We start from the raw sequence: 19,569 nt of genomic DNA on the forward strand, positions 1-19,569 counted from the left end.
GTTTTCATTCACGCACTACAGTGCACACCGCCCGTTAAGTTAGGGAGTGCCACCACCAAGTTGCAACTGTCATTGCTGTCGAAATGTCGTATGAATGCATGAATTACTCGTTGTTTTTCCAAACTTCAATAGGATTTGAAGCAGTTAGTACGTATACTTTGTGTGTATAGAAGAAAACAAATTGCCCTTTGTGTCAACCTAAAATTTGCATAAGACATTGAAAATAGATCTACATAGCCACACAAAATTCTCTGATGGCCACTTAACGCCAGAAGAGTTAATCCTTCGCGCGCACACCATGCAGGTGGATGCGCTTGCCGTAACTGACCACGATACCGTTGCCGGTTTAGAAGAAGCGCACGCTACTCAAGCCAAGCAAAAACGAGCACTAACCATTATTGATGGTGTTGAAATTTCCACCACTTGGCACAGTTTCGATATCCATGTAGTTGGATTAAATGTGGACAGACACTGCCCAACTTTTCTAGAACGCTTGCAGGGTCAGTCACAAACCCGTGAAGCTCGGGCTGAAAAAATTGCTAATAAACTTGAAAAGTGTGGGTTTGAAGGTGTTTTAGCGCGGGCGAAAGCATTAGCAGGGGTTGGTCAGGTAACCCGAGCTCACTTTGCGAGAGTACTGGTTAATAATTACGGTGTACCGAGCATGGACGCCGCATTTAAAAAGTATCTGGGCAAAGGCAAACGTGCGGCGGTAAAAGCCGAATGGCCAAGCATTGAAACAGCTATTGAGTGGATTCAGGATGCAGGTGGTCAAGCGGTACTGGCTCACCCAGCCCATTACGACATGACAGCAAAATGGCTTAGGCGCTTAGTTGCTTTGTTTGAACAAGCGGGTGGTGATGCCATTGAAACCGCGTTTCCTGGCATAAATAAAACCAAGCAAGATCTTATTAATGAACTTGCACAAACCCATCAGTTGTTAGCATCAGCGGGCTCTGATTTTCACTTTCCGTCTCGTTGGACAGAGCTGGGTAAGAACTTAGGCATTAGCAGTAAGCTCACTCCTGTATGGCATGATTGGAAACAATTTGAAGGGCAGATGGCTGAAGGTTAAGAAAATCTAATTTGCTAAGTTCGTGGTATAAACCAGTGATTAAAGTGAAATGGTTATGCACAGTTAATAAGCGCTTTCGCCAACACATGTAATAACCGTGAAGTGCACTCACAGAAAGTGTAGCAGCGAGCCGAGTAAGTGCCTGTAAGTGGACAGTCACTCACCTTTGTAGCGTTACGGCAATATCGGTCTGCACTTTTTTAGAAAAGGAAGTATTTATGAGTCAATTTTTCTATGTACACCCAGATAATCCGCAAAAACGCTTAATTAGCCAGGCCTGCGATTTAATTCGAGAGGGTGCTGTAGTTGTATATCCGACCGACTCAGGCTATGCCATAGGCTGTCAAATTGAGGATAAAAAGGCGCTTGAGCAACTTTGTCGTATTCGCCAAATCGATAAAGACCACAACTTTACCTTAATGTGCCGAGATATGTCTGAGCTATCGATTTACGCCAAGGTAGACAATACGGCGTTCAGGCAAATTAAAAACAATACGCCAGGGCGCTACACATTTGTGTTGAAAGCAACGCGCGAAGTACCCAAGCGTTTGCAAAACCCTAAACGTAAAACCATTGGTATTCGAGTACCCGACAACGCGATTGCGCTTGCATTATTGGAAGAGCTGGGTGAGCCATTGATGTCAACGTCGTTAATTCTGCCGGGCAATACCATGGCCGAGTCAGACCCGGATGTCATCCGTGATAACTTAGAAAAGCAAGTTGGGCTTATCATTCACGGTGGTTACATTGGTGAGCAACCTACTACCGTGGTGGATTTGTCGGAAGATACACCAGTTATTGTGCGCCATGGTACGGGTGATCCGTCTCCCTTTGAGTAACTTTCGTTTGGCTGTTTTTTTGAAGTAGCTTCTTTTGCCAGTTGCAGGTGAAAGTTATAGTAGGAAACCGTAAGCTAAGTATCTTGGGCCTGTCGTTCACTAATGTTCTCTGTTGTTTTCTAATGTTCAACAAGGTTCAACGGGTCCTAGCATGAACGCGTAAATAATAATTTTAATAATTGTCGCTTTGATAGCGCGTGAAAACGGTTGTGAAATAGTGTCAGAGCTTGTTGAAGAAAATAGTAAAGATCACAAAGCCTCTATTGAGAAGAAGCTTGCGACACCTGTTCAGCAGCCGTTGCCACTTGCGTTTATTAATGGCGAAGCGCTAATTGAAAAACCTGAAGATCTTTTCATTCCCCCGGATGCGCTAGAAGTTATATTAGAAACCTTTGAAGGTCCTCTCGACTTATTGCTTTACCTTATCAGAAAGCAAAAGTTTGATATCACCACACTGCCTATTGCCGATGTTACCAAGCAATATATGGAATATGTGGATGCCATGATGTCGCTGAAATTAGAATTGGCGGCAGAGTACTTGTTGATGGCAGCCATATTGGCAGAAATTAAGTCCAGGCTTCTATTGCCCAAGCGCAGTGATGATGCTGACGAGGAAGAAGACCCTCGTGCAGAGCTTATTCGCCGATTAAAAGAATACGAGCTGGTAAAGCAAGCGGCAGAAGATTTAGATATTCAGCCAAGGCTTGAACGGGATATTTTCACCACTCACGTTGAATTAAGTGAGAGTGTGGCGCCAATTCGCATTGAGCCTGATGTCTCTCTCGCCGAAATTGTATTAGCGTTTAGCGCGGCCATGAAGCGCGCCGAAGCATTTGAACATCATACTATTGCGCGGGAAGCGTTAAGCACACGAGAGCGCATGTCGCTTATTCTGTCGTTACTTACATCGACGGAATATACGCCGCTTGAACGACTGTTTACAGTTGAAGAAGGTAAAGCTGGCGTTGTGGTTTGCTTCTTAGCAATTTTAGAATTAGTAAAAGAACAGCTAATTTTATGCATTCAGGCAGGTCCTTATGCAAAAATTCATGTAAAATTAGGTGCCCATGAAGAAAATTAACACGGCGCAGCTTAAACAATTGGTCGAGGCAGCAATATTCGTCGCTGATAAACCTATTTCAAAGCAGCATTTGAAAGATACGGTGCTTAATGAGTTTACCGTTGCTGATAGAACCTTGAGTAAGGTGCTAAACGAGCTAAAGTTAGACTATCAGCCAAGAGGCATTCAACTGGTGGAAGTAGCAAGTGGCTATCGCTTTCAATCGTTAGATGCGTTAAGTCCGTGGTTAAGTAAATTGTGGCAGGAAAATGCGCCAAAGTATTCTAGAGCAATGCTCGAAACCTTGGCACTTATAGCCTATCGTCAACCTATTACGCGCGGAGAAATAGAGCAGGTAAGGGGCGTGGCGGTAAGCAGTAATATTATAAAGACACTCACAGAACGAGACTGGGTAAAGGTAGTAGGTCACAAAGAAGTGCCTGGGCGACCAGCGCTTTACGCAACTACCAAAGGCTTCTTGGACTATTTTTCGATGACGTCGTTGAGCGATTTGCCCAATGCTGATGCTTTCGAAAACATGGCAAAAAGCGTTGCATCAGACTCGCCGCTTAAGGTGTTAAATGAGGCACCGTCAAAATAGACCGTGCGACCGTAAACAAGCAATTAAAGAGTGAAAAACCATGACTGAAAAGTTGCAAAAAGTACTAGCAAACCAAGGGCTAGGCTCGCGACGAGAAATGGAACGTTGGATTGAAGAAGGCCGAGTATCGGTTGATGGCACCAAAGCTACATTAGGCGATAGAGTCGATCATACTGCACAAATTCGTGTAGATGGTCACTTGCTCTCTCGTCAGACAGAACAGCCGGTCTGCCGCGTGTTGATGTACAATAAACCTGAAGGCGAATTATGCAGCCGTCACGATCCTGAAGGTCGCGATACGGTATTTGACCGTCTTCCCGCTATACGACAAGGGCGTTGGATAACCGTTGGCCGTCTAGATATGAATACCAGTGGCCTACTGTTATTCACTAATGACGGTGAGTTAGCGAACCGTCTCATGCACCCTAAGTGCGAAGTGGAACGTGAATACGCGGTTCGCGTGTTTGGTGAAGTTACCGGCAAAACGCTTCACACGCTGCAAAAAGGTGTAGAGCTAGAAGATGGAGAAGCTAAGTTTCTTACTATCTCAGGTGCGCCCACGCCTCAGCACGCTGAAGATGAGAGCATGAATCGTTGGTATAACGTTACGTTGAAAGAAGGACGCAATCGAGAAGTTCGTCGTCTTTGGGAGTCTCAAGGCGTTCAAGTTAGTCGCTTGATCCGTGTTAAGTACGGCCCAATCGAACTGCAAAAGCGTCTACCGCAAGGTGCATGGGTTGAATTAGGATTGGAAGACGTGAACGCGCTTCGTAGCCATGTTCAACTTCCTGATGAAACGCAAACCATGGTTAACGTACGCCAAGGTAAGCTTGATCACGTCCGCTTAAGCCGTATGCGCCGTTCTGTTAAAAAGCACAAAGTGCGCAAGCAACAAGGCTTGAACAAACGTGCTGGGCGCCCAGGCAAACGTAAATAGTATCTAACTATATCTATGTGAATACTTAAGGCCGCGAGCAAATGCTAGCGGCTTTTTTTATGCCAGCAACAAACACACGCTTAATAATAATCAGAGTTGGTAAGTTAACTCTACTAATCAATAAGTGCGTTTCGATCTTCTTTTCAAACGATGGCGTAGGAAATTATGAATGTGCTACATCAAGTAGTTAAAGGCCACACGGAATAGGAGATTGTTATGAAAGACATGCCTCAACTAGGAATGGGAACGTTTCGTTTAAAAGGTGACGAGGCCCGTGAATCAGTAAGTAAAGCGCTAAAAGTAGGTTTTAGGCACATTGATACCGCACAATTTTACGGCAACGAAGCTGAAGTTGGCGATGCCATAAAAACCAGTGCGTTAGATAGAAGTAAACTATTCGTCACCACCAAAGTGTGGCACGAATCCTTGGGCGACGACCATTTTATACCAAGCGTTCACGAAAGCTTAGAAAAGCTAAAGCTAGAGTATGTGGATTTACTTCTCGTTCACTGGCCATATCCAGGTAATGACATTTCACTAGAAAGTTATTTAGGCAATCTTGCAAAGGCGAAAGAGCTAGGGCTTACGCGTCATATAGGCGTATCTAATTTCACTATTGATTTGCTAAACAAAGCTGAAGAAATTTTGGGTGAAGGCGAAATTTACACGAACCAAATTGAAATTCATCCTTTCATGCAAAATAAAAAAGTTGTAGAAGCTGGCAAGGAAAAAGGCGTCAGAGCCACTGCGTACATGCCGTTTGCTGTTGGGAAAGTAATGAAGGATGAAACTCTGTTGAGTATCGCTCAAAACCACGACGCAACGCCGGCGCAAGTGGTATTGGCATGGATGGAGAAACGCCACATTTACGCAATTCCTTCATCAACCAGCGAAGTACACTTAGCGGAGAACTTGGCTTACGGTGGCGTACAGCTTAGCGAAGAAGAGCTTGTTCTTATTGATCGCCTTGATAATGGCGAGCGTATTGTAAGCCCTGATTTCGCGCCTAACTGGGATTAGGGCTTTGCAGAGTTGATATTTTGTTAGGGTATATATAATAAGGTGAATAAGGCTAGCGTTGAGTTTACTAGCCTTGTCTCGTTTCGTTGTATTCGACATCAATTTAAGGCCGCGTTATTGGTTACATCCGCGGCCTTATAATACTTCTGATTTCAGCAAATAAAATCGAATTAACGAATGAGGTTAATGGAGAGCTCGTTGAAAAAGGCACTGTTCAGAAAAGCCCCGTTTAAAAAAAAGGCCTCCTACAAAAGCTTCATTTATAAAAAACTTTCATTCATAAAAGCATCGGCTAACTTGTTAAACACTTTGTTCAATTGGCTCAATCTTTTTGATTACTTTGGCTGGGTTTCCGCCTATGACCACATTGTCTCCAAAAGGTTTAGTCACCACCGAGCCAGAAGCCACAACCACATTATTACCCAATGTCACACCAGGGTTTATAACTGCCATTCCACCAATCCAGCAGTTATCGCCGATAGTAATGGGCTTGGCGAACTCTATACCTGTTGCTCTCTGCGCTGGGTCTATGGGGTGTGTGGCTGTGTAAAGCCCTACCTGGGGCGCTATCATACAGTTGTCACCAATGGTCACCTTTGCTGCATCTAAAATGACACAATTAAAATTGGCATAAAAGTTTTCGCCAACGTGGATATTTTCGCCATAATCGCATTTAAACGAAGATTCGATGTACAGTCTTTTCCCTGTGTTGCCAAACAACTGTTTTAGCAATCTAATACGCTTTTTGTGGTCACTTTGGCAAGTTGAATTAAGCTCGTCTAATTGAATACGGCATTGCTTACGCAATGCCGTTAATACTTTATCTGAAGGATAGTATAGATCGCCAGCAAGCATCTTTTCTTGTTCAGTCATGTAATTCCGAAACGTTAGGCTTTAATATTTGAGCCGATAAGTTACTGCGCACCACTGTAGCTTACAACGACTTTTTGCTTTAACTCGTCGTTTTCGATATCTAAATTAACGGGGCGATGCAAAATGATGTTTCCATCTACAGTAACAGAGGCACTGATCGATAGAGTGGGTCTGCTATCTGATTTTTTGCCCCACGAGCTTTCACTTTCTTTATATACGATATCGCCTAAAACGTGAGATGAACCAGACAAAGTAATATCGCCGTTTAGTGTTTCGATGTGTTTTTCTATGTTCGTATCAACTGCCGTGATATCACCGTTCACGGTTTCAACGCTAGCGCCAATTGTACTTTGTTTAGGAAGCGTAACATCTCCATTTACCGTCTCTATGCCCTTAACCACGGTCAGGTTCGAAGCCGCGCTTACATCGCCATTTACAATGTCAATATTTCGGACAGTCACATAGCTTCCCATTTCAAGGTTACCATTAACGATGCTCACTTCATCAGCTCCAGCATGATCGCTAATTTCCACATTGCCGTTTACAGAAGATATGTCGCCGGCGTGCTTTCCTTCGGCAATATCGATATTACCCAAAATTGAGCTGAAATCACTGCCTTCCAAAGCGCTTGCGTTGCCGACATGGATAACGCATCCGCTTAGTAAAGAAGCAGAGAGTAAAATAGCAGCGCTGGCAATTATCGACTTTTTCATTTTTTTATATCCTTGATTGTTTCTATATATTTTAGATAGCACGCTTTGATGATGTTGGTGCCAAACACAATTTTTGATGTGTCGTGTAATGTGTTTATCACGTATCGTGCCATTCTATAAAAATTAATTAAATCATAAGGTTAGTGGGTTTTACTGATGAGGAAGAACAAGCGTATTGGCGAGATGATTAGTTTTATAGCTTTTACTGCCAATAGATAGCGAATTTGACCATGCGATTTAACATGCACTTAAGGATAGAAGTGGATAGAAGTGGACAGACACCCGCTTATTTTAAGGAAATGAGCTGAATGCGTTAACTTAACAGCAATGTCGTCAAACAAGGTTGGTAATCCGAACGTCTTTTTGCGAAGCATTTAGCTTAAGGAAGAATGAGTGTGTGTCCACGAAGTGCAGGTTCACGGAGAGTATCTAACATGCACTTAAGGATAGAAGTGGACAGACACCCGTTTATTTTAAGGAAATGAGCTGAATGCGTTAACTTAACAGTAATGTCGTCAAACAAGGCTGATAATCCGAACATCTTTTTGCAAAGCATGTAGCTTAAGGAAAAATGAGTGTGTGTCCACGGAGTGCAGGTTCAGGTTCAGGTCTTTAGTTGGTAGAAAAGTAAGTGTGTGTCCACGAAGTGCAGGTTGTGTAATCGGTCTATTTGAGTGTCTGTCTTCAAATCTAAATAGTATGTTGGTATTTGTAGTTTTTATTTTTATGTGGAGGTAAGTAACGATGATAAAGATTTATCACAACCCGGAGTGCGGTACGTCTAGAAATGTGCTAGCGGTTATTAGGGCGGCGGGATATGAGGTGCAGGTCGTTGAATATTTACTTGTTGGGTGGGAACGTGATCAACTAACTTATTTATTGAACGCAGCTAACCTAACCCCTCGACAAGCACTTCGAACAACGAAGCCATTTTTGAATTGATGTTGAAACACCCAATTTTGGTGAATAGGCCTATTGTTTGCATTCCTAGAATTGAATATGAAAAAACCGCCTCTTAGTCTACGGAGCTAGGTGACGATAGCGGCGATACTGAAAACGCTCAAGAAATAGTGAAACTATGTCGCCCCAGTGAAGCCATATTGGATATTTTACCTGTATGGCCAAAAGGCTCTTTTTCTAAAGAAGATGGCACACCATTAACTGACCAAGATGGTAAACGAGTAATTTAAACGGAGCAGTTTATGCAGGACAAATACGCGCAGTTGAATAAAGCTAAAAGGCTTGCATTGGCCTGTTTGATTTTTGCCGCAGGTGTATTTGTCTTAACTGTGTTGCTTCCCAAGTTTTATCCAAGCTTACAAGGAGCATGGTGGTTGGGGCTTATTAAAATGGCCAGTGAGGCGGCACTTATTGGTGGTCTCGCTGACTGGTTTGCTGTAACTGCACTGTTCAAGCCAATACCAGCACAGTACCCCATTCCCCATACCAATATCGTGGCAAGTAATAAGTCGGTTATTGCTAATAACTTGTCGTTATTCGTTAAAGAAAAATTCTTTCACCCCGAAGCGATAGAAAAGCTCATTCGAGACAGCGACCCTGCGAAAGGCGCAGGGAGGTGGTTGTCACAAGAAAGAAACGCTACTCGCTTGAGCCGTTTTCTATGTGACGCCTTTGCCGGTGTATTACGCGTGCTTGATGACAAACCCGTAAAAGCTTTTATCACCAAAACCGCACAGAGGGGAATTAACCAACTTGATCTTAGGCAGCTAATGGCAACCTCGTTAAATGCTGTGACGAAAGAACGCCAGCACCAAGTTGTGCTCGATAGGGTATTAGGCAAACTAGCTAAACTGCTTGCAGAACAAGAAACTCAAATTTATATAGCAGATACGTTAGTGGTCTGGTTAAAAACTGAGTACAGCCGTATCGAAAAGCTATTGCCGTCAAGCTGGCTAAGCGAGCAGGGTGCGCTCATTGCTGTTAAAGCCGTTTCAAGTATTTTAGAAGATATATACGAGGATGAGCACCATCCTATTCGCCATGCCTTCGACGAGCAGGTGCATGAGTTTTTATACGAGCTACAACACAGCCCGTTAATGGAGAAAAAGGTTAACAGCTATCGCGAAAAAATCATCAATGACCCAGCATTAAATACCTATGTTCAGCAATCATGGGCTAAATTCCATCAATGGCTTTTGACGTCGCTTGAAGAGCAAAATGGTAAAGCAGAAACGAAAGTGTCGGGTCTTTTAAATGATTTAGGCACTACCTTGACGCAAGACAGTGAGTTAGCAAAAGCGTTTAATAAGCATATTGGTGAAGCTGCAAAATATATGGCGCCAGAGTTGGCTGAGTTTCTGACGCGTCATATTCGCGACACCATCAATAGTTGGGATGAACGTGAGATGGCGGAGCAGGTAGAGCTAAATATTGGTCGCGACCTTCAAAAAGTGCGCATTAATGGCACCATCGTCGGTGGTTTAATAGGTGCAATATTGTTTGGGGTTGAGGTGTTGCTAGGACTGTAGACGCTGCCCTTAGCAACATTATTGGCAATGAAAGCAGTAGGGCGCAGCAGTAGTAGCCCTTTAAATTTGAAGTAATTGCATTGGTTTAAACACTATATACCTGCAACAAAAAACAACAATAAAACTTACTTTGCTGTTAGTGCAAATACCAAATTATCAGCGTCTACTTTTCCTTTTAAGCCACCTTCAAGTACTGAGCGCTCTAACCTTTTAATGTCATAGTCGCCAGAGTAAAGCGAATCAACGGTTTTTTCATTTACGCTAAATGGAGGGCCGGGCATTTCATTCTGGTCATACTCGAATGAAATAATTAGCTGAGGGGCGCATTGAGTAATAGCCATTAAATGCGCAGCATATTGCTCGCGAAGCGGACTGGGTAGTGCAACTAATGCCGCTCTATCGTAAACCCCCGAAACATTACCAAGGTCGCTTGAAGTGAGTTTAAAAATATCGCCCACGTAAATGGTTAAACCTTCTTTTGTGTAAACTTTACCGTTTGCAGTAGAAGTAACAGTAGGCTCAGCACCCAGTTCTTCAAATAGCTGTATAATAGCCATTTCACTAAGTTCAGCACCTATAACCTCGCAACCTTGAGAAAGTAGCCAACCGATATCTCGGCTTTTTCCACAGAGAGGGACAAATATACGTGGTAAAGATGAGCTTAGTTTTTCGTCGCCAATCAGAAAAGATGCATACTTTACGAGAAGCGCATTGCCCTCAGGTTCGTGAAATCCAATTTCGTTTTTATGCCATTTACTGTGCCAAAAACTGTGTTCCATATAGACCTCAAACAGGTAAGCGATTTAACTCAAAAAACAGGCGTAGTTACTATGGGTATCAAAATTAAAAAGGTAGCGTGAAAAATGCTACCTCTTTAAATATGATTAGTTATCAAGCGGAGTGTTGAAGTCTTCAGATAACTCGAAGTCACCTTCAACTGTTGTAACCTTGCCATCGGCAAAGTTAATTACCATCTGCTTTTGAAAATCTTCGCCGCGCTTTTTCATACCGCGCTTCATATCGTATACGTAGTACCAAGTGTCATCGTCGAACGAGTCTTGAACAACAGGGTTACCTAATACATAAATAACTTGTTCTTTTGTCATCCCAACGCGCAGCTTTTCTACGTCTCTTTGATCAAGGAAGTTACCTTGAGGAACGTCGATTCGATAAATCCAGTTCGAGCAAGCGGTTGATGTAAATGTGATACCAAGAATTACTAATAGGTGTTGCAACTTCATGCGTTAATTTGTCCAGTATTGCCTTTGTTAGTGCCAACGAACTTCGCGAAGGCGAATTTCGAGACTGTTTTATTGCAAGCGCGAAGGCATGCTACATTGACAACTATGACCAATCAACTGCATTTTAGTTCGATGCTGCGCTTTTAAGCAGTTCTTTTGCGTTAGCTAAGGCCGATTTGGTTACTTTGTCACCGGCTAGCAATCTTGCCAACTCATCAATACGGTCTTGCTTAGTAAGCGGTAGCATTTGCGTTTCTGTGCTTTCCCCATCAGTAAGCTTGGTAACAAACAACTGGTTGTGCGCCTGCGCAGCTACTTGTGGTAAATGCGTTACACACATTACTTGTGATTGCTTGCCCAGTTTGCGTAGAAGGCCGCCAACAATTGATGCCGTTGGCCCGCTAATACCTGTATCCACTTCATCGAAAATCATGGTGGGCGTGGCGTGGTTGTCACTTGCAATTACCTGGATAGCTAGCCCTATACGCGACAGTTCACCACCAGACACCACTTTTTCTAACTTGTCTGCATCCTGACCAGGGTTGGTAGATACTTTGAACTCGACAGTATCAAGACCTGTACTAACTGGCTTCTTAAGCTCAACGTACTGAATTTGAATGTCTACTTTTGCATGAGGCATATTCATTTGACGTATCTGAGCTTCAATATCTCTACTTAACTTACCTGCAGCACGTTGCCTACTTTCAGACAACCCTTTGGTCGCAGTCAGGTACGTTGCTCTCGCTTCTTCTACTTCACCTTCAAGTGTCCCTAACAGCGTTTCTTGTTCAGATAATGAATTGAATTCGGCAGCTAATTCTTGATGGTATTGATATAGCCCTTCTGGCATCACATTGTGTTTGCGCGCAAGTTCCATCGCCTTAGCATAGCGCGCCTCAACTTGCTGAAGGCGAAGTGGATCGATCTCTAACTGATCGCAGTAGCTACGCAGCTCCCCCGCAGCTTCTTCTACTTGAATTGCTGCGTCGTTTAATAACGCTATCATAGGCGTTAAGCTTGCATCGTGGGCTTCTAATTCACCTAAGCGCTCAATACTGCTTTGAATCACTGATAATGCGTTGCCTTCGTCGCTCTCATATAGGTTGTACACACTAGTCTGCGCTTGTTCTAAAAGACTTTGACCATTGCTCAATCGCTTGTGTTCTATTTCTAACTCTTCGAACTCGCCCTCTTCAATAGCAAACTCATCAAGTTCTTGAACCTGATAGGTTAACAGCTGAATTCTATCTTCACGCTGTTGAGCTTGCTCTTGAAGTGCCTTTAGTGTGCGTTGCTTATCACGCCAGAGTGAGTAGGTTTCTGTTACTTGCGCCAACAATTCGTCATGCTTAGCGTAACCGTCAACCAGCTCTCTTTGATGATCTTCTTTCAACAGTTGAAGGTGTGTGTTTTGACCGTGAATGGCCAACAAATACTGGCCTAAGCCTTTTAGCTGCTGAAGTGAAGCGGGAATACCATTGATGAACGCTTTTGAACGACCTTCTTTAGAAATAACTCTGCGAATAAAGCAGCTGTTTTCATCCTCGTCTGAGGTTAACTCATGCTCGTCGAGAAATGCTCTTGCTAATGCGTTACCGCTTAAAGAAAAATGTGCGATGATCTCAGCTTTCGCACTGCCCTTACGTACAGCATTCGCGTCGGCACGTTCACCTAAGCACAAGCTTAACGCATCAATAGCAATTGATTTACCTGCGCCGGTTTCACCGGTTATTGCAGTCAACCCGTTTTCCAGTTGAACCGATAATTGTTTTACAACAGCAAAATTAGAAATAGAAAGATGCGCTAACATAACCACACTCGAAAAAGTTGAACATGATGATATATACAGTAGCTGATAATATATACAGTATTTTGTCTGTGTAAAGTTAAGTCGATAAAAAATTACGCTAAAATGAATGTGTATATTAATAAACTTAATAAAATCAATATCATAAATTTGGTGTGTTATGTGTGGGTTATGAGTAACTCGAAAAGTGAAGCTAAACACGAAGGTGTGCTTTAAAGAAACTTATACAGTACTAAATCAATTCAAATTTCAATAGCGAAAATCATATCTGCAAATAGGTTTGTAACCCGATACGTTAACCTACCTTAAGCTCTATTGAAGACAAACCAGCAAAAAGGAGAGCCTAAGCTCTCCTTTGGAATTTTAACTTTAATTAAGTCATAAAACGTCTGATGACTACCTAAAAGTCAATGGTAGAAGGTTATTGCTGCAATTCACCACTACCAGACTCAATATGAGCGCGCACAAACCACTGGAACTGTTCCAAATCTGCCAGCTGGCCAGTGATCATATCTTCCGATACAGGGTCTATCTCACCAAGTAGCTCTAGCGCTTTCCTATGGTCGCCATTTACGCCATCATACACAGCATCAAGTGCTTTAAGATGGTCAAGAACTAAGCCCTTGCCTAATTCATAGTCTTTCCAGCTACGACCTTCTACAATAGCTTTTGGTGTACCTTTTGGTACGCCACCTAATGTTGCGATACGTTCTGCAATGGTGTCGGTCATTTCGCGTACGGCGTCTACCTGAGGGTCTAACATCTCATGTACGCCAATAAAATTAGGACCTACCACATTCCAATGAATATGTTTTAGCGTTAACTGTAAATCTAATAGTGCAACCAATCGCTGATCCAATACCTTAATTGTTTTGGCAGCTGCATCGTTATCCATTCCTGGGGCTGTAAATTTGATATTGGTGTTACTCATGATATCTCCTATTGAATACAAAAAAATTAGCACGATGTAAAACATCAAGAGGGTTTAAATCTCATTAACCCTGCGCCAACAACTTACTTCAACAGTTGCAACGGGTGTGCCGAAATCTGAGATATTTATAAGTATAAGTTTTTAATGGAGAAATCTATCAAGATTAAAAAATCTTTATTTTTCAAGCCTGTAGCGATTAAGAAAAAGCTACAGGCTAATGTAATAAATGCACATAGGAACAAACGGATGGGGCAGTGAGGCTAGTAAAGTTTACTGCCCCAACCTAACTTTTTGCGAAGTACGTTGAAGTAACTGTAGCCTTTGGGGTGAACAAGGTGAAGCTTATCTATGCTCTTGCTGATGCGTATTTCATCGCCCGGTAGTACGGGTAGAACAATGTGGCTGTCGCAACTCACTTGCAACGAGTCACTGTTTACCTTTGATACTTTCATCGATACCTGACTGTCTGCATCAACAACAATGGGACGACTGCTCAATGTGTGAGGAAACATAGGTACCAAGGTAAGTGCATCTAGCGTTGGCATGATGATGGGACCGCCTGCGGATAAAGAGTAAGCTGTAGAGCCTGTAGGTGTGGCGACAATTAATCCGTCGCTACGCTGACTAAATACAAATTGCTCATCGATATAAATTTCAAATTCCATCATGTGGGCAACTTTACCGTGGTGCAGCACCACTTCGTTTACGGCAGAGTTGTTACTTTTGAGCTTTTCGTGCCGATAAACTTCGACTTCAAGTAAGAAGCGCTCTTCAACCACGCATTCACCATTAAAGATAAGGTCAAGCTGTTGAACAATATCATCAGGGTGAATGTCTGTTAAAAAGCCGAGGTTACCTCGGTTTACGCCCACAACATGAATGTCAAAGCGAGCGAGTACGCGCGCAGCACCTAGCATGCTGCCGTCACCACCTACTACAACGGCAAGGTCAGCCTCTTTACCAATAGTAACAAGGTTACAGCTTTTGAGGTTTTCAGTTTCAAGCTCTTCAGCAATATTTTCCTCAACCAATAGTTTGCAGCCTTTTGCCAAAAGAAATTCGGCAAGAATATTCAAACTGTCATGAGTTGCAGCGTGCTGAGGTTTTCCAATTAAAGCAACGGTTTGATAGGGCATGGAATGCTAATGTCCTTTCATTTCCAATGGTCGGACATTAGCACAGGTATTTTGCAAAAGAAAAGCGTAAAACGTTGCAGAGCGCCAGGTTTAGCGATCTTCTAACCGATTATAGTCGAGAAGGCCGCCTTCAATAGAGTAGTGCTCGCTAGACCACTGAATCAATTTGTCGCTTTTTATTTGGCTGAAAAGTACTTTGCTCTTAGCTACATAACAAGAAAAATCTAAGTAAAGAGGAGTAACAATATTTTTACATTATCATTGCTTTAGGAGTTGCGGTAGGTATGCTTAAGAAAAGAAATCATAGCGAGGGAAGCATGTCTCATCAAATTATTCTGCCAAGAGTGATGCACATAGGGAAAAGGTCGAGCCAGCGGGTTGTTGAAACGCTTAAAGGGCTTAATTGCCATAGACCACTATTGGTTACCGACAAGGTGATGGTTGAATTGGGATATAGCGGGGCCATAGTGCAGGTACTAAACGAAGCAGGAATAAGCGCAGAAGTGTTCGCTGATACCGTCCCAGAGCCCACGGTAACATCAATTAATCGAGGTGTAGATGCGTTTAAAACCCAAGCTTATGACAGCATTATTGCCTTAGGTGGTGGAAGCCCTATCGATAGCGCAAAAGCCATAGCCATTTTGGGTAAATACGGCGGCGAAATGCGAGACTACAAATTCCCTCGAGTTGTCGATGAACCGGGGGTGCCTATTATTGCCATTCCCACAACAGCGGGAACGGGCTCAGAAGCAACGCGATTTACCATTATTACCGACGAAGATACCACGGAAAAAATGTTATGCGTTGGTTTAGGGTTTATGCCAACGGCGGCGTTGGTCGATTATTCGTTAACGCAAAGTTTGCCTGCCCGCGTTACCGCCGATACAGGCATTGATGCGCTCACTCACGCTATTGAGGCGTTCGTAAGCCGCAAAGCCAATCTTTATAGCGATGCACAGGCACTGTCAGCCATGGCATTAATCGCCCCCAATCTGCGTACCGTATTTGCAGATCCAACAAATGAGACAGCAAGGGAATCAATGATGCTGGGCTCAACGCTTGCGGGTATTGCGTTTTCAAACGCATCTGTGGCTCTTGTTCATGGAATGAGTCGACCTATTGGTGCCGCGTTCCATGTGCCCCATGGTTTGTCTAACGCCATGTTACTACCTGCGGTAACCGCCTTTTCTATTCCAAGTGCACCAGTGCGTTATGCACAATGTGCTCGTGCTATGGGTGTTGCAACGCAGGGCGACTCAGATGATGTCGCTACCCAAAAGTTTATCAACGAGCTAAAAGTACTTAATGCTGATTTGCAAGTGCCAACACCAGCCGAGTTCGGAATTGATAAAGAGACGTTTTTCGCGTCGACCTCAACAATGGCAGAGCAAGCTTTGGCATCGGGATCTCCGGGCAATAATCCACGTGTACCAACTATTGAAGAGATGGTAGCTATTTATATCTCGCTTTGGGAATAGTGTTTTTGCGAGAACATAAAACAAAAAAAGACTGCTCTTTGCAGTCTTTTTGGTACGAAGTGAAATTTTTTACAACAATAAATAGTAAAGCGTTAAGACGACTGTCAACTACCGAGCCGTCCACCCACCATCAAGCACCATGGTTTGACCGGTAATATTCCGAGCGCTGGGCGACATTAGGAAGCTCGCGGTATCTGCAAGCTCTTCCACGCTAACAAATTGCTTTTTAGGCATGGGCTCTAACATTATTTTTGTTACTACCTCTTCCTCGGTGAGGTTATTCTCTTTCGCTTGCGCGGCAATTTGTTGTTCTACCAAGGGGGTTTTAACATACGCGGGGCAAAGGGTATTAATGGTTACATCACAGTCACCTGTTTCAAGGGCGATGGTTTTTGCAAAACCTAAAAGACCGTGCTTCGCCGCAACATAAGCAGACTTATAGGGCGAGGCCACCAGTGAGTGGATAGAGCCTACATTAATAATGCGTCCGTAGTTTTGCTCGCGCATTGCTGGTAAAAAGGCTTGGGTTAACAGAGCTGGGCCAACAAGCATTATATTGATAAGTTGCTGCCACTTATCTGAAGGGAAGTCCTCTATACGAGAAACGTGTTGTATTCCTGCATTGTTAATAAGTACATCAACCGTGTGTTTCCCTAATACGTCGGGTAGCGCAGCAACTTGCTCTGCATTGCACACATCTACAGCAACGGCACTCGCCGAACCGTCTAAATGTGCAAGCTTGGTCACAGCGTCTTTCGCCGCCTGTTCGTTTATGTCGGCTACGATCACGTGATGACCTTGTCTCATCATTGACTCGGCAATGCCATAGCCAATGCCGCTTGCACCGCCTGTGATAAATACTGTGCGCTTACTCATTGGTGCTCCCTGCGACTTTATTCGATGAAGGTGCACTATTTAATGAAAACAGCAGCTTTTTTACAGCCCTTATTTGTGCGCCGTCTCTGTTTGCATAATCGCTAGACGCATAGCCCCACCAATCCCAGCACCCCTGCGGGTTTAACGGCATAAATAGCGACTTTTTCGTTTGTGGGTACAGCACAACAATATTGTTGTCATCAGCCCATTCATTTAGCCCAGTTTGAGTGGTGTAGGCATCGCCTACAGCGTCTGCATACTGGTTACATCCATGAAAGCTGATATGGGCTCTGCAATGCTCGCCTTGTGCACAACTTTCTGGAACGTACACAAAGCCCTCGCTCGCAAGTGTTTTGGCGTCGCTTCCGGCTATTTTTTGCTGGTCTATCGAATGTATTTGTCCCGACAGTTTCTCATTGGGAACTGAAAGCTCTTCAACAAGGTGGGAAAGCATAGCGCCAGCTGCATCATAGTCGCAGTTTCCAATGAAGGGGCTTTCTGATTTCATGCAGTTCACGCCGTTATTTTCGGTGGGAAACAGGTGTGCCATGGGTTTATCGTTGATGTAGCTAATACTTTGTGTGTCTGTCCACAATTTGTATTGCTCAAATAACAAATCGCTGACTTGCGAAATTACTCTTGTGTCTTGCGTGCCGTGAAAAAGCCAGACTTTTGTATCTTTCATATTAGAAAGCGAAGCTATTTTTCCCTCAGCTTCATACTGCGCGGCTTTTTTGTTTAACGCTTCAAGGTCTATCTCTCCTTCTACCTTGTTCACGCATTGTGCGAGGGCGGTGGTTATATCACCTTGTGCACAAAAGTAAGGGCCGCCTGCAATGACACCAACGCCTTTCACCCAGTCACTGTGTGCTAGTTGAAATTGTGTTGCCATGTAACCGCCTGAGGATAAGCCAGAAACGGTGACTTTCTCTAAATCGAGGGTAAGAGGAGGGACAGCTTTCTGCGTCGACGACTCAGCGCTGAAAGCTGGCGCACTGAGGCTCAATGCGCCAGCGCTTAACATAGAAAAACACATCGCGTGGCGTAAAAAAGGTTTAGATTTCATCATTGCATTGCTGCCTTATCATTTTCTAAAAATTGGCGAATGGCCTTGGCTTGAGCCGATATGTTAGTTACCCCTTCTAGATGCCCTAATTTGCCATCCAGCGTAACTAATGTGCTGTCATTATCAGTTGAAACTAATGCTTGGTGCGCACCTTGCGATAAGTAAGGCATAAGCAGCAAATCAGTTTGAGCCGGAATAAACAGTGTTTTAGCCTTTATCGACGCAAGCCCTTGCTCTAGATTATCTTGATGCCCAGTCACGAAGAGCTGGCAAGCCCGAACCAAATATAAAAGATGGTTAGCATCCATGGTTTTTGCCCGACTCTTTGCTCGCTCGCGCAGCCAGTTCACAATACTGTGCGTCCGACGTATATCATTAAGCGGCGCCGACTCAACATTATTAAACCCTAGCGTACTGCCCTGTTCATTAAAAAACGAAGGGGTAAGAGCATTTTGCGTAATTAACATAAGCGAGGCCGCTAAGCCATCGAGGGGCGCTTGCTCTTTAGTGTAAGCACCATTGTTCCAGTTTTTATCAAGAGTAATTGGCGTAGACCAGTGTTCCAGTGCTGCGGTAGTCCACGCATCGCTTTGACCAGCACCGATAACGGAAATCATACGCTCAACCCAGTCAGGGTAGGCGCTCGCCCAATCGATAGCCTGCATAGACCCCATAGAAGGCCCGATAACCGCGTAGAGCTTGCTAACACCCAGGCTTTCAAGTAACGCTTTTTGTACATTTACAAAATCTCGTATTGTTACTACAGGAAAGTCTAATCCATAGGGTTTTCCCGTGTCTGGATTTATCGACGCAGGACCGGTTGTAATAACGTGCGGGTCATAAGCATTTAAATTTGCCAGCGTATCTACGCTAACTACGTAAAAGCGGTCTGTATCAATGGCTTTCCCCGAGCCGATAATGCTATCCCAGTACCCAGGCGCTGCGTCGTCTGCGTTGTACTTTCCTGCTGCATGAGAAGAGCCAGAAAAATAGTGGGTAATAAGTATAACGTTGCTTTTTGTGTCGTTTAATGTTCCGTACGCCTCCCAGCCTACTTTTACATTTTTGATTGTTTTGCCGTTAAAGGTCGTGAAGTGAGTCATTTCAAAAACGCGTTTTTCTACCTTCAGCGAAGCTTTTGAGTGAGCGGCAGACGACAGCGAATTTTTTGGCTCAGTCTCGCTCGCGATAACCTGGTAATGTAAGGTCATCATTAATGCTGCGAGTAACCCCAACAGAGGGCGCAACCTTCTAACTAAGCGCACCATTACCAACTTTGGGGATGTCATACCATTATGCGTAGATAAGACCCGACGCTTTTTCAACAGGTTGCTGTTGTGCTTTTTTTTATTCCACATTAGCGTTTGACCACACAAAACTTTCCAGTTCATACTCTTTAGTCCTTTTCCATAGCACAGTCTTTCTTC

Annotated in this window: 18 protein-coding genes and 1 pseudogene; 9 read left to right on the forward strand and 10 right to left on the reverse strand. The window is 43.8% G+C overall.

Features of this window, described 5'->3' with window-relative positions; genetic code table 11:
- Positions 1–217: 217 nt before the first annotated feature.
- The 6 genes from KL866_RS03690 (at position 218) to dkgB (ending at position 5,532) form a co-directional block, all read left to right on the forward strand.
- Positions 218–1,075, forward strand: coding sequence for a PHP domain-containing protein (locus tag KL866_RS03690; protein ID WP_214993470.1), 858 nt, complete (start codon positions 218–220; stop codon positions 1,073–1,075).
- A 218-nt stretch (positions 1,076–1,293) separates the two neighbouring features.
- Entirely contained in the window at positions 1,294–1,914 is a 621-nt protein-coding gene (locus KL866_RS03695) for an L-threonylcarbamoyladenylate synthase (RefSeq protein WP_214993476.1), read from the forward strand.
- Positions 1,915–2,131: 217 nt separating this feature from the next.
- The gene (locus tag KL866_RS03700) at positions 2,132–2,995 is read left to right on the forward strand and encodes a ScpA family protein (RefSeq protein ID WP_214993478.1); all 864 of its coding nucleotides are present in this window, start codon (positions 2,132–2,134) and stop codon (positions 2,993–2,995) included.
- Entirely contained in the window at positions 2,982–3,575 is a 594-nt protein-coding gene (gene scpB / locus KL866_RS03705) for an SMC-Scp complex subunit ScpB (protein ID WP_214993486.1), read from the forward strand. The genes KL866_RS03700 and scpB overlap by 14 nt, the downstream gene beginning before the upstream one ends.
- Positions 3,576–3,615: 40 nt before the next feature.
- On the forward strand, positions 3,616–4,512 hold the full coding sequence (gene rluB, locus KL866_RS03710; RefSeq protein WP_214993488.1) for a 23S rRNA pseudouridine(2605) synthase RluB: 897 nt from the start codon (positions 3,616–3,618) through the stop codon (positions 4,510–4,512).
- Between the two features lie 216 nt (positions 4,513–4,728).
- Positions 4,729–5,532, forward strand: coding sequence for a 2,5-didehydrogluconate reductase DkgB (gene dkgB / locus KL866_RS03715; RefSeq protein WP_214993489.1), 804 nt, complete (start codon positions 4,729–4,731; stop codon positions 5,530–5,532).
- 300 nt (positions 5,533–5,832) lie between these two features.
- Here the strand turns inward: dkgB and KL866_RS03720 are convergent, their stop codons facing one another.
- Together KL866_RS03720 and KL866_RS03725 are read right to left on the reverse strand one after the other, a co-directional pair.
- The gene (locus KL866_RS03720; protein WP_214993491.1) at positions 5,833–6,405 is read right to left on the reverse strand and encodes a sugar O-acetyltransferase; all 573 of its coding nucleotides are present in this window, start codon (positions 6,403–6,405) and stop codon (positions 5,833–5,835) included.
- Positions 6,406–6,446: 41 nt separating this feature from the next.
- A complete protein-coding gene (locus tag KL866_RS03725; protein ID WP_214993493.1) occupies positions 6,447–7,118 on the reverse strand; it encodes a hypothetical protein in 672 nt (223 codons plus the stop codon).
- 744 nt (positions 7,119–7,862) lie between these two features.
- Between KL866_RS03725 and KL866_RS03730 the strand changes: the two are divergent.
- Positions 7,863–8,308, forward strand: a pseudogene (locus tag KL866_RS03730) (ArsC/Spx/MgsR family protein).
- 12 nt (positions 8,309–8,320) lie between these two features.
- Positions 8,321–9,607 carry a DUF445 domain-containing protein gene (locus tag KL866_RS03735; RefSeq protein WP_214993495.1) on the forward strand — a complete coding sequence of 429 codons (1,287 nt, stop codon included), beginning with the start codon at positions 8,321–8,323 and terminating at the stop codon, positions 9,605–9,607.
- A gap of 125 nt (positions 9,608–9,732) precedes the next feature.
- Here KL866_RS03735 and tmpT read toward each other — a convergent pair whose 3' ends face one another.
- The 5 genes from tmpT to nadK form a co-directional block, all read right to left on the reverse strand.
- Positions 9,733–10,386: a thiopurine S-methyltransferase gene (gene tmpT, locus KL866_RS03740; protein ID WP_214993501.1), complete on the reverse strand. Its 654-nt coding sequence runs from the start codon at positions 10,384–10,386 to the stop codon at positions 9,733–9,735.
- A gap of 105 nt (positions 10,387–10,491) precedes the next feature.
- A complete protein-coding gene (locus KL866_RS03745) occupies positions 10,492–10,848 on the reverse strand; it encodes an outer membrane protein assembly factor BamE (RefSeq protein WP_025254715.1) in 357 nt (118 codons plus the stop codon).
- A gap of 124 nt (positions 10,849–10,972) precedes the next feature.
- Positions 10,973–12,658 (reverse strand): DNA repair protein RecN, encoded by a 1,686-nt coding sequence (recN, locus tag KL866_RS03750; protein ID WP_214993503.1) that lies wholly within the window; start codon positions 12,656–12,658, stop codon positions 10,973–10,975.
- A gap of 418 nt (positions 12,659–13,076) precedes the next feature.
- Positions 13,077–13,586, reverse strand: coding sequence for a DNA starvation/stationary phase protection protein Dps (gene dps, locus KL866_RS03755; RefSeq protein WP_025254717.1), 510 nt, complete (start codon positions 13,584–13,586; stop codon positions 13,077–13,079).
- A gap of 260 nt (positions 13,587–13,846) precedes the next feature.
- A complete protein-coding gene (nadK, locus tag KL866_RS03760) occupies positions 13,847–14,722 on the reverse strand; it encodes an NAD(+) kinase (protein ID WP_214993505.1) in 876 nt (291 codons plus the stop codon).
- Between the two features lie 317 nt (positions 14,723–15,039).
- On the opposite strand from nadK, the gene KL866_RS03765 reads away from it, so the two are divergent.
- On the forward strand, positions 15,040–16,200 hold the full coding sequence (locus KL866_RS03765; protein WP_214993507.1) for an iron-containing alcohol dehydrogenase: 1,161 nt from the start codon (positions 15,040–15,042) through the stop codon (positions 16,198–16,200).
- Positions 16,201–16,308: 108 nt separating this feature from the next.
- On the opposite strand, the gene KL866_RS03770 is transcribed toward KL866_RS03765, so the two are convergent.
- Genes KL866_RS03770 through KL866_RS03780 form a run of 3 tightly spaced genes read right to left on the reverse strand, consistent with a single transcriptional unit; the run spans position 16,309 to position 19,533 of the window.
- A complete protein-coding gene (locus tag KL866_RS03770) occupies positions 16,309–17,076 on the reverse strand; it encodes a 3-hydroxybutyrate dehydrogenase (RefSeq protein WP_025254720.1) in 768 nt (255 codons plus the stop codon).
- Positions 17,069–18,145 (reverse strand): prolyl oligopeptidase family serine peptidase, encoded by a 1,077-nt coding sequence (locus KL866_RS03775; protein ID WP_214993509.1) that lies wholly within the window; start codon positions 18,143–18,145, stop codon positions 17,069–17,071. Before KL866_RS03775 ends, KL866_RS03770 begins: the two co-directional genes overlap by 8 nt.
- Positions 18,142–19,533, reverse strand: a complete 1,392-nt coding sequence (locus KL866_RS03780; RefSeq protein ID WP_025254722.1) for a homoserine O-acetyltransferase — start codon at positions 19,531–19,533, stop codon at positions 18,142–18,144. The genes KL866_RS03775 and KL866_RS03780 overlap by 4 nt, the downstream gene beginning before the upstream one ends.
- Positions 19,534–19,569: the final 36 nt, after the last annotated feature.

The sequence above is a fragment of the Alteromonas sp. ALT199 genome (assembly GCF_018619335.1).
GTDB lineage: Bacteria > Pseudomonadota > Gammaproteobacteria > Enterobacterales > Alteromonadaceae > Alteromonas.

Coding starts and splice junctions, on each gene's coding strand:
- KL866_RS03695 (WP_214993476.1), top strand. CDS start 1,294: ATGAGTCAATTTTTCTATGTACACCCAGATAATCCGCAAAAACGCTTA.
- scpB (WP_214993486.1), top strand. CDS start 2,982: ATGAAGAAAATTAACACGGCGCAGCTTAAACAATTGGTCGAGGCAGCA.
- rluB (WP_214993488.1), top strand. CDS start 3,616: ATGACTGAAAAGTTGCAAAAAGTACTAGCAAACCAAGGGCTAGGCTCG.
- dkgB (WP_214993489.1), top strand. CDS start 4,729: ATGAAAGACATGCCTCAACTAGGAATGGGAACGTTTCGTTTAAAAGGT.
- KL866_RS03720 (WP_214993491.1), bottom strand. CDS start 6,405: ATGACTGAACAAGAAAAGATGCTTGCTGGCGATCTATACTATCCTTCA.
- KL866_RS03725 (WP_214993493.1), bottom strand. CDS start 7,118: ATGAAAAAGTCGATAATTGCCAGCGCTGCTATTTTACTCTCTGCTTCT.
- KL866_RS03735 (WP_214993495.1), top strand. CDS start 8,321: ATGCAGGACAAATACGCGCAGTTGAATAAAGCTAAAAGGCTTGCATTG.
- tmpT (WP_214993501.1), bottom strand. CDS start 10,386: ATGGAACACAGTTTTTGGCACAGTAAATGGCATAAAAACGAAATTGGA.
- KL866_RS03745 (WP_025254715.1), bottom strand. CDS start 10,848: ATGAAGTTGCAACACCTATTAGTAATTCTTGGTATCACATTTACATCA.
- recN (WP_214993503.1), bottom strand. CDS start 12,658: ATGTTAGCGCATCTTTCTATTTCTAATTTTGCTGTTGTAAAACAATTA.
- dps (WP_025254717.1), bottom strand. CDS start 13,586: ATGAGTAACACCAATATCAAATTTACAGCCCCAGGAATGGATAACGAT.
- nadK (WP_214993505.1), bottom strand. CDS start 14,722: ATGCCCTATCAAACCGTTGCTTTAATTGGAAAACCTCAGCACGCTGCA.
- KL866_RS03765 (WP_214993507.1), top strand. CDS start 15,040: ATGTCTCATCAAATTATTCTGCCAAGAGTGATGCACATAGGGAAAAGG.
- KL866_RS03770 (WP_025254720.1), bottom strand. CDS start 17,076: ATGAGTAAGCGCACAGTATTTATCACAGGCGGTGCAAGCGGCATTGGC.
- KL866_RS03775 (WP_214993509.1), bottom strand. CDS start 18,145: ATGATGAAATCTAAACCTTTTTTACGCCACGCGATGTGTTTTTCTATG.
- KL866_RS03780 (WP_025254722.1), bottom strand. CDS start 19,533: ATGAACTGGAAAGTTTTGTGTGGTCAAACGCTAATGTGGAATAAAAAA.